Below are 12,628 nucleotides of genomic sequence, written 5' to 3' on the forward strand. Positions count from 1 at the left end.
CACCCCGTAGTCGTGCCCGCCGACCGCTGAGGAGCCTTCGCACATGTCCGACATCCCCCTCGGGATCCTCGACCTGGTCCCCATATCGTCCGGGTCCACGGCCACCGAGGCACTGCACAACTCCATCGACCTGGCGAGACAGGCCGAGAGACTCGGCTACGCCCGCTACTGGTACGCCGAGCACCACCTCAACCCGGGCGTCGCCGGCACCTCGCCCGCCGTCGTCCTCGCCCTGACCGCCGCCGCGACCTCGACCATCCGGATCGGCTCCGGGGCCGTCCAACTCGGCCACCGCACGGCCCTGTCCACGGTCGAGGAGTTCGGCCTCATCGACGCGCTGCACCCCGGGCGCCTCGACCTGGGGCTCGGCCGCTCCGGCGGCCGCCCGCCGGGAGCCCCCGCCGCTCCCGTCCCGGGCGCCACCCCGGTCGTCGACGGCCGCGCCCCCAACGGGCTGCGCATCCCGCCCCGGTTCTCCTTCGAGCACCTCCTGGGCTCGCCCCGGGTCGCGCTCCAGCGCAAGCTGCTCCTGCTGCCCAACGCGGAGTCGCAGCAGTACGCGGAACAGATCGACGACGTCCTCGCGCTGCTCGCGGGCACGTACCGCTCCGAGGACGGCATCGAGGCACACGTGGTGCCGGGGGAGGGCGCCGACGTCCAGGTCTGGATCCTGGGCAGCAGCGGCGGGGAGAGCGCCGAAGCCGCGGGCCGCAACGGCCTTCGGTTCGCGGCGAACTACCACGTCAGCCCCGGTACGGTGCTGGAGGCGGCCGAGGGATACCGCGCCGCGTTCCAGCCGTCCGACGCCCTGGCCGAGCCCTACGTCACCGTGTCGGCCGATGTCGTCGTCGCCGAGGACGAGGAGACCGCCCGCGAACTCGCCACCGGCTACGGACTGTGGGTCCGCAGTATCCGGACGGCGGAGGGCGCCATCCCGTTCCCCACGCCCGATGAGGCGCGCGCCCACACCTGGTCGGATGAGGACCGGGCGCTGGTGCGGGACCGGACCGACACGCAGTTCGTGGGCTCCCCGGGCAGTGTCGCCGATCAGCTGGCCCGGCTCCAAGAGGCCACGGGGGCCGACGAGTTGCTGATCACCACCATCACGCACGACCACAAGGACCGGGTGCGGTCCTACGAACTGCTGGCCGAGGAGTGGCGCAGGCGGTGAGCCACCGCCCGGGGCCGGGGCCGGCGACCGCACCGGCGCCCCCGGGCGGACCGGCCCCCGCTATCCCATGAGTTCCCGCACGAGCCCGGCGACCTGCTCGGCCTCGATGAGGAATCCGTCGTGCCCGTACGGGGACTCGATGACGCGGAGACGGTCCGCACCGGGGATACCCGCCGCCAACTCCGCTTGCTGCGAAGGCGGATAGAGGCGGTCCGAATCCACCCCGGCGACCAGGGTGCGGGCCGTCACCCGGCGCAGGGCGTCGCGTGTGCCACCGCGGCCACGGCCGATGTCGTGGCTGTTCATGGCCTCCGCCAGCGTCACATAGCTGCCCGCGTCGAAGCGCCGCACCAGCTTGTCGGCGTGGTGGTCGAGGTAGGACTCGACCTGGTAGCGGCCGCCGTCCCACGGATCCTCCGTGCCCTGGGGCGTCCGCCCGAAGCGGGCCGCCAGCTCCGGCTCGCTGCGGTAGGTGACATGAGCGAGACGACGGGCCAGGCCGAGGCCCGTGTGCGGGCCGCGCCCAGGACCGGCGTCGTGGTAGTCGCCGCCGCGCCAGTGGGGATCCGAGCGGATGGCGTGGAGCTGGATGTTCGCCCAGGCGATCTGCTCGGCGCTCGCCCCGGCGGCGGTGGCGAGCAGCAGCAGCGCGTCCGTACGCTGCGGATACGACACGGCCCACTCCAGAGCGCGCATCCCGCCCATGGAGCCACCGACCACCAACGCCCAGCTTGGCACGCCCAGTTCATCGGCGAGACCGGCCTCCGCCACGACCTGGTCGCGCTGGGTGAGGAACGGGAAGGTGCTGCCCCAGGCCCTGCCGTCGGGCCGCGCGGAGGAAGGACCCGTGCTGCCCTGGCAACCGCCGAGCACGTTCGGGGCGACGACGAACCAGCGGTCCGTGTCCAGCGCGCGCCCCGCGCCGATGAGCCCGTCCCACCAGCCGGGGGAGGGGTGGCCGGGCCCGGCGGGACCCGAGGCGTGGCTGTCCCCGGTGAGGGCGTGCAGCACAAGGACCGCGTTGGAGCGGTCCGGCGCGAGGCGCCCCCACGTCTCGAACGCCAGCCGCACGGCGGGCAGTTCACCGCCCGCCTCAAGAGCCAGAGGCCCCGCCCGGGTGTGCCACTCGCGGCGCCCGGGCGGGTCTCCCTCCCGCCAGGCCCCGGAGGCCGGCGGGAGGGAGAGCCGGGACCGGCCGGACACGACGCTCAGGACGCGCCCTTGGCCGCGCGGAACCCGGCCTCCAGGTCGGCCTTCAGATCGGCGATGTTCTCGATGCCGACCGAGAGACGCACGAGCCCGGCCGCCGTACCGGTCGCGGTCAACTGTGCCTCGTCGAGCTGACTGTGCGTCGTCGACGCCGGGTGAATGATGAGGCTGCGTACGTCACCGATGTTGGCGAGGTGGCTGAACAGTTCGACGGCGTCCACGAACCGCTTGCCCGCCTCGACGCCGTCCCGCAGCTCGAAGGCGAGGACGGCGCCGGCGCCCTGGGGGAGATAGCGCTGTCCCGCCGCGTACCACCGGTTGGATTCGAGGCCCGGATAGTGGACGGCGGCCACCTCGTCGCGCTGTTCCAGCCACTCGGCCAGGGCCTGGGCGTTGGCGGAGTGCCGCTCGATGCGCAGGCTGAGCGTCTCGACGCCCTGGAGGAGCAGGAACGCGGAGTGCGGCGAGAGGGCGGGGCCGAGATCGCGGAGCAGTTGGACGCGCAGCTTGACGGCGAACGCGCCCGGGCCGAGCGCGGGCCAGTACCGCAGGCCGTGGTAGCTGGGGTCCGGCTCGCTGAAGCCGGGGAACCGCTCGGCGTGTGCGCCGAAGTCGAAGGTGCCGCCGTCGACGACGACACCGGCGATGGTGGTGCCGTGGCCGCCGAGGAACTTGGTCGCGGAGTGCACGACGATGTCGGCGCCGTGCTCGATGGGCCGCAGCAGGTAGGGGGTCGGCACGGTGTTGTCGACGATCAGCGGGACGCCCGCCGCGTGTGCGACATCGGCCACGGCCCGCACGTCGAGCACGTTGCCGCGCGGATTGCCGAGCGTCTCGGCGAAGAGGGCCTTGGTGTTGGGCCGGATCGCCGCCTGCCACGCGTCGAGGTCGTCCGGGTCGTCGACGAAGGACACCTCGATGCCGAACTTGGGCAGGGTGTGGCGGAAGAGGTTGTACGTACCCCCGTACAGCGACGTGCTGGAGACGAGGTGGTCACCTGCGGACGCCAGCGTCAGGATGGCCAGGGTTTCGGCGGCCTGCCCGGAGGCGAGGGCCACGGCGCCGACTCCGCCCTCCAGGGCCGCGATGCGTTGTTCGAAGACGTCCTGGGTGGGGTTGTGGATGCGGGTGTAGATGTTGCCGGGCTCGGCCAGCGAGAAGAGGTCGGCGGCGTGCTGGGTGTCGCGGAAGACGAACGAGCTGGTCTGGTAGATCGGCACCGCCCGCGCCCCGGTCGTCGGGTCCGGCACCGCGCCGGCGTGGATCTGCTTGGTCTCGAACGACCAGGCCGAGGTGTCGGGTCCGACGGGCTCGTCGTCGGGGGTGTGGCCCGCGGTGACGGCGTCGATGGGCTGACTCATGGTTCTCCCTTGTGCGGCAGGCGGGTGCGCGGGTGTCGGCGGGGGTGCGTGCACCGCATGGGCTGCCGCCCCGTCCTGAGCGGGGCAGGGGGCAGCACGGTGTGAGGGGAAGGGCGCTGGGGTGCTGGAGCGTGACGTCAGCTCATGGCGGGACAACCCGTGGTGGTGACACGCACGTAGTCGACGTGGCGGCGGGTCACGAGCACGGTCATGAACTCAGGGAACCACAGGCCGGGCACCAACACCCGTCAGTTCATGTGGAGTTGACAAAGCGTTCGGCTCGGCGAGGAGGTGCAGGGGGGCCGGGGGGGGGGGGGGGCTGGTGCTGGCGGCCGGGCTGGGCGGCCCACCTCCTCGGTGGGGGTCGCGAGCGTCAGTCGACGTTGCGAAGGGCGTGGTCGAGGAGGACCTCTGCCGCTGCCCGTGCGTGCCGGCCGTAGTCGGCTTCGTCCAGCACCATCGCGCGGCTCGCCGCCCCGTCCGCGAGGGTGGCCAACTGCTCGGCGAGCGCGGTGGGTTCGGGGCAGCCGAGTTCTTTCAGCGACGCGGTGATGAGCTCGGCCATCCGCAGCTTCTGTTCGCGGGCGTAGGCGTGGGCCGCGCTCGCGGGGTCGGGGAACTCCGCGGCCGCGTCGATGAACGGGCACCCGCGGACCGGAGCGGCGTCCGGCACGGGCTGGTCGAACAGCTTGAGGACGCGTTCCCGTGGGGGGATGTCGTCGCGGGTCAGCACGCTTTCCAGGGTGGCGTCCGACGAGGCGAGGCCTTGCAGGTGGGCCATGACCAGGTCGTTCTTGGTCCGGAAGTGGGCGTAGAGCGTGCGCTTGGACACCGGTGCCGCCTCGGCGACCTGTTCCATTCCGGTCGCGTTGATCCCCTGGGCCGTGAACAGCTGGGCGGCGGCGGCCAGGATCCGCTCCCGCCCGCCGCGCCCCCGTCGTTGAGATGCCGTGACTGCCGAACTCATGCGGTAAGTGTACGGAAGCGTTTACCTGGGCGATGCGTCTTGCTAGGGTCGGGCTCTCAAGTAAACGATCGCGTTTACATGACTGGAGTCTGGGGAGTGTCCATGAGCAGGTCGGTTTCCACTGAACTGAGCGCGTGCGCGGAGAAGTTGATGCGCAACCGACGAGCCACCCGCTCCTTCCGTCCGGCAGAGGTGCCCGAGGCGACGATGCGGGCGGTCTTCGCGCTGGCCGGCAGCGCGCCGTCCAACTCCAATGCGCAGCCGTGGCAAGTGGAAGTGGTCAGCGGCGCCGCGCTGGAGCGTCTGGCGACGGCCCTTCAGGCTGCTCACGCCGAGCGGCGCATCTCGGCGGACTTCCCGTATTCCGAAGGGATGTACTCCCCGGTGCACCGGGCGCGCCGGGCCGCGTTCGGCGGCGAGCTGTACGGAGCGCTGGGCATCGCGCCCGGCGACGACGAGGCACGCACGGCCTACGACGCGGAGAGCCTGCGCTTCTACGGTGCGCCGCACGCCGCGTTCCTGTTCGTCACCGGAGACGGTGGGGCCCGACTGGCCGCAGATGTCGGCGCCTACATGCAGACGCTGCTGCTGGCGATGGCGGCGTACGGAGTGGACAGTTGCCCGCAGGGGCTGCTGAGCTTCTACGCCGATGTCGTCCGTGCCGAACTCGGCGTCACAGAAGGAAAGTTGCTCGTCGGCGTCTCCTTCGGTTACGCCGACGAGGCCGCGCCGGTCAACCGGGTCACGACCCCACGGGCCGCGCTCGATGCGACCACCGCCTTCCACCGCTGACCGCCCCCGGACCGGGACGGGTGGCAGCACGCTCGCCGCGACTGCGCCATCCGCACTTTGACGAAAATAAGTACGCACCAAAACGCCTTCCCCGAAGGGGAGTTGCTGCATACGGTCGCCCTTGTCAGTCGAGACGACAATGTCAAGGAGGGACACCATGAACCCCAATCTTCGTGCCGCCGCGGCCACGGCCGCGCTCGTCACCGGGCTGCTCGCCGCCGGTGGCGTGGCCAACGCCGCAGAGAGAACCGACGCTCAGAACCTTTCCGCACACATCCAGAAGGCCGTCGTCGCCGAGCAGCAGCTCGGCGGGACCACCGGCGGACCCATCCTCGGGCTCATTCTGAGCACCCCGGACGGCGCCGAGTCCGCGTCCGCCTGACGACGCGGAGGTGCGCACCGTGGACCAGCAAGGCGAAGACCACATCACTTGGTGCCCGAGCGGAGACGCCCACCGTCCGGAATCCCTCGTCCTGGGCGTCAGATCAGGAGAGAACGGCCAGGTCGTCTATCTGGACGAGCCGGTGCCCGCAGGGGACGTGCTGGCGAGCATCCCCGAAGGCATCGCGCCCAATCGCGTGCTCAGGTTCGCCTCGCACTGCACGTCCGCCTGCGCGAACCGAGTGGGCGACAACTGCGGTCTGATCCAGCGCATTCAGACGCTGCCGTCGCCGCAGGACACGGGAGCCGTGCCGCGGTGCCACCTCCGCCCGCGCTGCAAATGGTGGAACCAGACAGGAGTGGACGCCTGTCACCGCTGCCCCGCCCTCGCCACCCTCAACTCCGCCGACGACCGGCTAGCCGCGCTGGTCGCCGATCCGGCCACGACCATCGAGCAGTTGGAGGGCTGGATCGCGGCTGCCGAGTGAGCCGTACGGCACCCCGGCCGGAGGCGGCCGGACACCTGCCTGGTGTCTCTCTGAACTCCCCCTCAGAATGGGGCAGTTGATGCAGTCGGCGTCGGGGGACGAGATGGACGTGCGGATCGTACGGATCGTACGGATCGCCGGGGCCAGTGCGCATGCGTCTGATCCGCCTTCTCGCGAGTCGCCGCGCACCTGGCTCCGGCCCGAGCGGTCCGATCGGCCTGGGCGGCCTGGGCGGTCCGAATGGCCCGTACGGCCCGCGCGGTGACCCTGCCCGACCCCGAGCGCTCCCGCGCCGTAGTGATCGGCACCCGTTCCCACGCCGACGAGGGGGGCGCCCGCACCCGAGAAATGGCCGGCCAGGCCTGCCGATCGTCTGGTGCCGGGCCACGAAGGGCGGAACCTGACCGGCCCTGCGGGAACTACTGGAGACGCATCGCAGTCCGGACCAGGTCGGCGACGGCTCTGGACCGGCTGTGCGGTGGCCAGGCGATCACGGTGGTGACTTTCGGCGCGTCCAGCACGGGTACGGCGGCGACGTCACCGTGCAGTTGGGCTCGGCACGACTCCGGCGAGACCGCGCAGGCACGACCGAGCGCGACGAGCTGCAACAACTGCGCGTGGTCGCGGACCCGGGGGCCCGGGCCGGGCGGGTACGTGCCGTCGGGATCGGGCCAGCGTGGCAGGGGCAGGCCCGGCAGCCCGGTGATGTCGGCCATGTGCACATGGGCCCGGGCGGTGAGCGGATGCCCGGCCGGAAGGACCGCGACCTGGCCCTCCGTGCTGAGCTCCTCGGCGTGGAGCCCGGCCGTCGAGTCGAACGGATGGTGCAGCAGCGCCACGTCGGCCCGGCCCTCGCGCAGAAGCCGTTCCTGCTCGGCCGGGCCGCACAGGATGACGTCGACCGGGACCGCGCCGGGTTCGGCGGCGTACGCGTCGAGCAGTGTCGCCAGCAGCGCGCTGGACGCGCTGGCCTTCGTGACCAGGACGAGGCCGGGCCGGCCGGTCGCGGAGAGGGCGGCGCGGCGGGTCCGGCGCTCAGCGGCGTCCACCGCGTCGAGGGCCGCCCGGCCCTCGGCCAGCAGCACCGAGCCGGCCTCGGTCAGCGAGACGGCGCGGCTGGTGCGATCCAACAGCGTTGCCCCGAGCCGGCGTTCGAGCTGCTGGATCGCCCGTGACAGGGGCGGCTGCGCGATCCCGAGCCGGTGCGCGGCGCGCCCGAAGTGCAGCTCTTCGGCGACAGCGACGAAGTAGCGCAGCTCCCGGGTCTCCATCCGGCCACGCTACCCCGGATCAATACCCGGACGGTATCGCCGGCCACCCGATCGGTCTTGGACCCGAGCCGGAGTCCGAGGGCAGCATGGTTCCCATGAGCGAACGAACGATCGCGTTGGTCACCGGCGCGAACAAGGGAATCGGCTACGAGATCGCGGCGGGCCTGGGCGCCCTCGGCTGGAGCGTCGGCGTCGGCGCCCGCGACGATCAGCGCCGTGAGGCCGCGGTGGAGGGACTGCGCGCGGCCGGCGTCGACGCGTTCGGGGTACCACTGGACGTCACCGACGACGCGAGCGTGACCGCCGCCGCACGGCTGGTCGAGGAACGGGCCGGGCGCCTCGATGTGCTCGTCAACAACGCCGGCATCGCCGGCCGCATGCCGCAGCAGCCCACCCAGATCGATCCCGCCACCATCCGGACGGTCGTGGAGACCAACGTGATCGGCGTCATCCGCGTCACCAACGCGATGATGCCGCTGCTGCGTCGCTCCGCCTCACCGCGGATCGTGAACATGTCCAGCACCGTCGGCTCCCTCACCCGGCAGTCGGGAACCGCCGCCGAGCGGACGGCGGGTCCGGTGGCCGTGGCGTACGCGCCGTCGAAGACGTTCCTGAACGCCGTCACCCTCCAGTACGCGCGGGAGCTGAGCGGCACGAACATCCTGATCAACGCCGGCTGCCCCGGCTACGTCGCGACCGACCTCAACGACTTCCACGGCGTGCGCACCCCCGAACAGGGCGCGGCGATCGCCATCAAACTCGCGACCCTGCCCGACGACGGCCCGACCGGCCAGTTCTTCGACGACGCCGGTGTCGTGCCCTGGTGAGGTGAAAGGCGTTCATCACCCGCCGAGGCGGGGCTTCTTCTTCCTCGCGTCTCGAACGCGTCCGCGGTTCACAGCGGACGGGTTCGAGAAGGACCGGCAGAGCCTCATCGGGATGGTCGAAGTCCGATGAGACGGGACAGCACGGCTCCCGGGTTTGACCGCGTGGGTAGGCCAGGCTGCTGCCATGGAGATGAACAGCCGGGCCTTGAAGGCTCTGACCGGCGCGATGCTGTCCGTGGCCGTGCTTACGACGGCTGCCCCGGGGCCGGCGCTCGCTCAGCCCGTCGCGCCCCGCAACAGCACGGCCGAGCCGGCCCGCCCCCGGACCACGGCAGTGGGGGTGTGGAAGTCGAGTGCCGGGCCAGGCGCCAACGGGGTGGACAGCCTGGAGCTGCGCGCCGACGGCACGTTCGAGCTGAAGTTCGCGTACTACTGTCCGCCGGGCGCGATGTGCTTCGTCGGACCGCGCGCTCCCGATCGCGGCACGTGGCTGCAGAGCGGCGCGGCCGTTCGCCTCACCGGCGGGGCCGGTACGTACAGCGGGCGCGTACAGGGCGATGAGCTGGAGCTGAACGGCGATGTCCTCCACCGGATCGACTGCCGCCTCGCCGACCGGCCCGCGAACCGGCGCTGACCGCGGCCTATCCGTGGCGGCGGATGTGCGCGCGTCCCCAACTTCCGTGCGTGGAACGCTATTCGGCGAGGTCGGCGGCGTGTCGGCGGAGGGCGTGGATGAGGGCGTCCGTCGAGGGGGTGGTGGAGCCCGGCAGGCGGACCAGGCTGACGCGGCGTCGTTCCTCGGGGAGGTCGTCGACGGTGATGAGGCGGACGCCGGGTGGGATCGCGGACAGCAGCATGGAAGGGACAGTGGTGATGCCCACTCCGGCCGCGACCAGGTGCAGTTTCGTCAGCCAGTCGCGGGCGGCATGGTGTACGCGGGGCCGACCCGGCAGGCCCGGCCAGATGCCCAGCAGGGGCGCGTCGGTGCCGGTCGTGCCGGCGATCCACGTCTCGCCCGCGATTTCCTGAGCGGTGACACCGGTGCGGTCGGCGAAGCGCCCCTCGGCCGGCACCGCCAGGACCAGGTGATCCTCCAACAGGGGCTCCGCGTGCAGGGGCGGATCGTCGGCGTCGGGTGAGCGGTGCGGCGGCCGCGAGGAGAGCAGGGCTACGTCGAGGGCGCCGGCGCGCAGCGCCCTCAGCAGCGAGGGAGTGGCCCCCTCCCGTGTGGTGACCTGGATGCGGGGGGACTGCCGGCTCAGGGTCGCCAGGGCGCGGGCCACGAGCACGGCCCCGGCGGCGGGAATGAAGCCGAGCCGCACCCGGCCGCTGGCGTCCGCCGCGCCGCTCAGCTCCCGGTCGGCCGCCTCCAGCGCGTCCAGCGCGGTCACGGCGTGAGCCAACAGGGCCCGGCCGGGGTTGGTGAGCCGCACACCGCCCGGGTGGCGGTCGAACAGCAGGACGCCGGTGGCCTGCTCCAGGCCGGCGACCTGTCGGGAGACGGCCGACTGCGTATAGCCCAGCGCCTGGGCCGCAGCCGTGAAGGTACCCCGCTCGGCCACCTCACGCAGCACCCGCAGCCCGACCAGCGTGACGTCCATGAGCGATCAGCATACCCGTCATGCGATCCATTCGCTGGCGGAATGGATGTCGGTGTTCCTAACGTGAATGAGTGAACCGACAACCCGCCTTTGGGGGCGACTCGTTGGGTGCCCGGTCACGCTGCCGGCTTGCCTCCAGGTCTCCGCCGCCACGCGGCGCCACACGACCGGACCGACCACCTGCCTTCCTCGGCAGCGCCCCAACTCCCGCTGCCACACCGGAAAGAGAACGACCATGCCACTGATCACCATCAGCCTGCGCCAGGGCACCACACCCGAATTCCGCGCCAACGTCTCGGCCGCCCTCCACAAGGCGATGGTCGACGTCCTGAAGATCCCCGACGACGACCAGTTCCACGTCTTCCACGAGGTCGCCCCCGACAACTTCCACATGCAGCCGGTCGCGTTCGGTCTGCCGCGCGGTGAGCACACCATGTTCATCCAGCTGTGCTTCAACCAGCGCACGGCCGAGCAGAAGAGCGAACTGTTCCGGGCGATCGTCGACAACCTCGCACTGATGGCCGACGTCCCCGAGGAGGACTTGATGCTGGTGGTCCTCGAAACGGCCCGTGAGAACTGGTGGGCCGCAGGCCGTGTCGTCAACCCCGAGACCGGCTACGACGCGCGCATGACCGAGGTCCCCGCCGGCCCCGCGGGCACGGGCTGACCGGGTACGGTCCGGCTCAGAGGCCGAGACCGGCGGCGATGGCCCGGCCGGTGACGGGGGCGGTCAGGTAGCGGTCCACTGAGTGCATCTCGGCGCCGTTGTCGATCTCCCGGTCGTCGACCCCGGGGCCGAAGCGGGGAGCGAGTTCCTTGACCAGGGCGACGATGTCACCCGCATCCGCGATGTTCGTCCAGCTCTGGATCCCCAACGGCCATGTCCCGTGCCCCTGTTGGGGTGCCGGGAGTAGCCGGTCGAAGATGAGGCCGCGCAGGCCCAGGGGGGAGCCGAGCGTGATCAGCGTTGAGATCCCCCACTCGGGATGGGCCGCCCGTACCGCCTCGTCGCACAGCAACTCGTAGGCGGCCACGCTGCCAAGGGAGTGCGCCACCAGGACGCGCGTGTCCGGCTCGATGGCCTGGGCGACGGCTTCCTTGATGCGGTCGCGCAGGCCGGGCTCGTTGAAGTACCGGCGCACCTGCTTGAGCCCGAAGATCAGCAGGGGTTCGGCGACCCGGGCGAAGTAGGGCGCGTGCGTCAGGGCGTTGAGCGCGCGGCGCACCATGGGGCGCTTCAGCGGGCGGCCGGCCAGGTACCCGGCCACCCCACGGGACTTCGCGTCGGGGCCGAGGACCTCCGGGTAGACCCGTGCCGCCTCCAGCCACCATTCGAGCAGCAGCTCCGACTCGTAGTCGGGCTCGACGTCCGCGTCGTCGTAGGCCGGGAGGGAGGTGGCGCGGGTGCCTGGCCGGACGAACGCGTCGCCGTAGAAGGCGCAGGTGATGTCGTCGTCGCTCAGCTCCGGTGCGCGAGGACCCGAGGCCGTCACGCCGTCGCGCAGGGCGGGCGCGACCGAGGCGAGGAGGGACCGGGGCCCCTTGAACTGCTGGGCGATCCCGTGCACCACTACGATCCGCGCCATGTGTACTCCTCGGATACCCGCCGGGGCGGTCACCTTACGAAGCGTTAGCGCAACGACTATAGTCCCTGATCCGTGTTTATGTGGCGATCCGTCATATCCGTTGCCTGGCAGGGGAGTTGGCATGCGCGTAGCGGTGACCGGTGGGCTGGGCCGGATCGGCAGGGCGGTGGTGGCGGAGCTCGCCGCGCACGGCCAGGAGACCGTCCAGGTCGATGTCGCGCCGATGCGCGCGCAGCCCCCCGGCTATCGACGGGCCGATCTGCGCGAGCTTTGGCAGGCCGTGGACGCGCTGGACGGGGTGGACGCGGTGGTCCATCTCGCCGCGACGGGCGTACCCGACTCGCACACCCTGCACCCGGAACTGGCGGAGGGGGCGACGTTCACGGCCAATACGACGTCCACGTACAACGTGTTCCAGGCGGCGGCGGTGCACGGCATCCGGCGGGTGGTGTGGGCCTCCAGCGAGACCGTGCTCGGGCCGCCCTTCAGGGTCGCCGGTCCCGCCCATCTGCCCCTGGACGAGGACCATCCCGTCCGCCCGGAGACCTCCTACGCCCTGTCGAAGGCCACGGGTGAGGAACTGGCGCGGCACTTCGCCCATCGTTGCGGGATGACCTTGGTGGCGCTGCGCTTCTCGGTCGTCATGGACGGTACGGACTACGCGGCGCTGCCCGGCTATTGGGCCGAGCCCGAACGCGGCCGCTGGAACCTGTGGAGTTATGTGGACCTCGCCGATGTGGCGGTGGGCTGCAGGCTCGCCCTGGCGGCGGAGCGACCCGGCGCCACGGCCGTGACGCTGGCGGCTCCCGACACCCTCTCCGACCGGCCCACCGCGGAATTGCTCGGCACGTACTACAAGGAAGTGCGCGTCACCGGGCCGCTGGGCACTTTCGAGTCGCTCCAAAGCTCCGCGAGAGCAGGTGAGTTGCTCGGCTGGCGCCCGGCCAAGTCCTGGCGGGGCGGCGGTGGGTGAG

The 12,628-nt window shown here is 71.7% G+C and carries 14 protein-coding genes; 8 read left to right on the plus strand and 6 right to left on the minus strand.

From position 1 onward, the window contains the following. Window positions 1–43: 43 nt before the first annotated feature. Window positions 44–1,171 carry an LLM class flavin-dependent oxidoreductase gene (locus ACFYZA_RS15735; RefSeq protein WP_388490797.1) on the plus strand — a complete coding sequence of 376 codons (1,128 nt, stop codon included), beginning with the start codon at window positions 44–46 and terminating at the stop codon, window positions 1,169–1,171. Window positions 1,172–1,231: 60 nt separating this feature from the next. Here ACFYZA_RS15735 and ACFYZA_RS15740 read toward each other — a convergent pair whose 3' ends face one another. From ACFYZA_RS15740 to ACFYZA_RS15750, 3 genes are all read right to left on the minus strand, one after another. Further along, window positions 1,232–2,374: a homoserine O-acetyltransferase gene (locus ACFYZA_RS15740; protein ID WP_388490798.1), complete on the minus strand. Its 1,143-nt coding sequence runs from the start codon at window positions 2,372–2,374 to the stop codon at window positions 1,232–1,234. 5 nt (window positions 2,375–2,379) lie between these two features. Next, on the minus strand, window positions 2,380–3,741 hold the full coding sequence (locus tag ACFYZA_RS15745) for a bifunctional o-acetylhomoserine/o-acetylserine sulfhydrylase (RefSeq protein ID WP_388490799.1): 1,362 nt from the start codon (window positions 3,739–3,741) through the stop codon (window positions 2,380–2,382). Window positions 3,742–4,114: 373 nt separating this feature from the next. After that, window positions 4,115–4,708, minus strand: coding sequence for a TetR/AcrR family transcriptional regulator (locus tag ACFYZA_RS15750; RefSeq protein WP_388490802.1), 594 nt, complete (start codon window positions 4,706–4,708; stop codon window positions 4,115–4,117). Between the two features lie 102 nt (window positions 4,709–4,810). On the opposite strand from ACFYZA_RS15750, the gene ACFYZA_RS15755 reads away from it, so the two are divergent. The 3 genes from ACFYZA_RS15755 to ACFYZA_RS15765 all read left to right on the plus strand — a co-directional run bounded on the left by ACFYZA_RS15755 (window position 4,811) and on the right by ACFYZA_RS15765 (window position 6,369). After that, window positions 4,811–5,500: a nitroreductase gene (locus tag ACFYZA_RS15755; protein WP_388490804.1), complete on the plus strand. Its 690-nt coding sequence runs from the start codon at window positions 4,811–4,813 to the stop codon at window positions 5,498–5,500. A gap of 157 nt (window positions 5,501–5,657) precedes the next feature. Beyond that, window positions 5,658–5,882 carry a hypothetical protein gene (locus ACFYZA_RS15760; RefSeq protein ID WP_382585248.1) on the plus strand — a complete coding sequence of 75 codons (225 nt, stop codon included), beginning with the start codon at window positions 5,658–5,660 and terminating at the stop codon, window positions 5,880–5,882. A 19-nt stretch (window positions 5,883–5,901) separates the two neighbouring features. Continuing rightward, entirely contained in the window at window positions 5,902–6,369 is a 468-nt protein-coding gene (locus tag ACFYZA_RS15765) for a hypothetical protein (protein ID WP_388490806.1), read from the plus strand. Between the two features lie 419 nt (window positions 6,370–6,788). Here the strand turns inward: ACFYZA_RS15765 and ACFYZA_RS15770 are convergent, their stop codons facing one another. Then, window positions 6,789–7,640 carry a LysR family transcriptional regulator gene (locus ACFYZA_RS15770; RefSeq protein WP_388490808.1) on the minus strand — a complete coding sequence of 284 codons (852 nt, stop codon included), beginning with the start codon at window positions 7,638–7,640 and terminating at the stop codon, window positions 6,789–6,791. Between the two features lie 95 nt (window positions 7,641–7,735). Here ACFYZA_RS15770 and ACFYZA_RS15775 point away from each other — a divergent pair, with 95 nt between their 5' ends. Both ACFYZA_RS15775 and ACFYZA_RS15780 read left to right on the plus strand, forming a co-directional pair. After that, window positions 7,736–8,467 carry an SDR family oxidoreductase gene (locus tag ACFYZA_RS15775; protein WP_388490810.1) on the plus strand — a complete coding sequence of 244 codons (732 nt, stop codon included), beginning with the start codon at window positions 7,736–7,738 and terminating at the stop codon, window positions 8,465–8,467. Window positions 8,468–8,651: 184 nt separating this feature from the next. Beyond that, the gene (locus ACFYZA_RS15780) at window positions 8,652–9,101 is read left to right on the plus strand and encodes a hypothetical protein (RefSeq protein WP_388490813.1); all 450 of its coding nucleotides are present in this window, start codon (window positions 8,652–8,654) and stop codon (window positions 9,099–9,101) included. Between the two features lie 58 nt (window positions 9,102–9,159). Here the strand turns inward: ACFYZA_RS15780 and ACFYZA_RS15785 are convergent, their stop codons facing one another. Then, entirely contained in the window at window positions 9,160–10,068 is a 909-nt protein-coding gene (locus ACFYZA_RS15785; RefSeq protein WP_388490814.1) for a LysR family transcriptional regulator, read from the minus strand. A gap of 235 nt (window positions 10,069–10,303) precedes the next feature. Here ACFYZA_RS15785 and ACFYZA_RS15790 point away from each other — a divergent pair, with 235 nt between their 5' ends. Further along, the gene (locus ACFYZA_RS15790; RefSeq protein WP_388490817.1) at window positions 10,304–10,735 is read left to right on the plus strand and encodes a tautomerase family protein; all 432 of its coding nucleotides are present in this window, start codon (window positions 10,304–10,306) and stop codon (window positions 10,733–10,735) included. A 16-nt stretch (window positions 10,736–10,751) separates the two neighbouring features. Here ACFYZA_RS15790 and ACFYZA_RS15795 read toward each other — a convergent pair whose 3' ends face one another. After that, complete coding sequence (locus ACFYZA_RS15795; protein WP_388490819.1) at window positions 10,752–11,654, minus strand: antibiotic ABC transporter ATP-binding protein; 903 nt, start codon at window positions 11,652–11,654, stop codon at window positions 10,752–10,754. 121 nt (window positions 11,655–11,775) lie between these two features. Here ACFYZA_RS15795 and ACFYZA_RS15800 point away from each other — a divergent pair, with 121 nt between their 5' ends. Next, window positions 11,776–12,627 carry an NAD-dependent epimerase/dehydratase family protein gene (locus tag ACFYZA_RS15800; protein ID WP_388490820.1) on the plus strand — a complete coding sequence of 284 codons (852 nt, stop codon included), beginning with the start codon at window positions 11,776–11,778 and terminating at the stop codon, window positions 12,625–12,627. The last annotated feature ends 1 nt before the right edge of the window (window position 12,628 follow it).

It is taken from the genome of Streptomyces sp. NPDC001828 (genome assembly GCF_042892175.1).
In the GTDB taxonomy this organism is placed as follows: Bacteria; Actinomycetota; Actinomycetes; order Streptomycetales; family Streptomycetaceae; genus Streptomyces.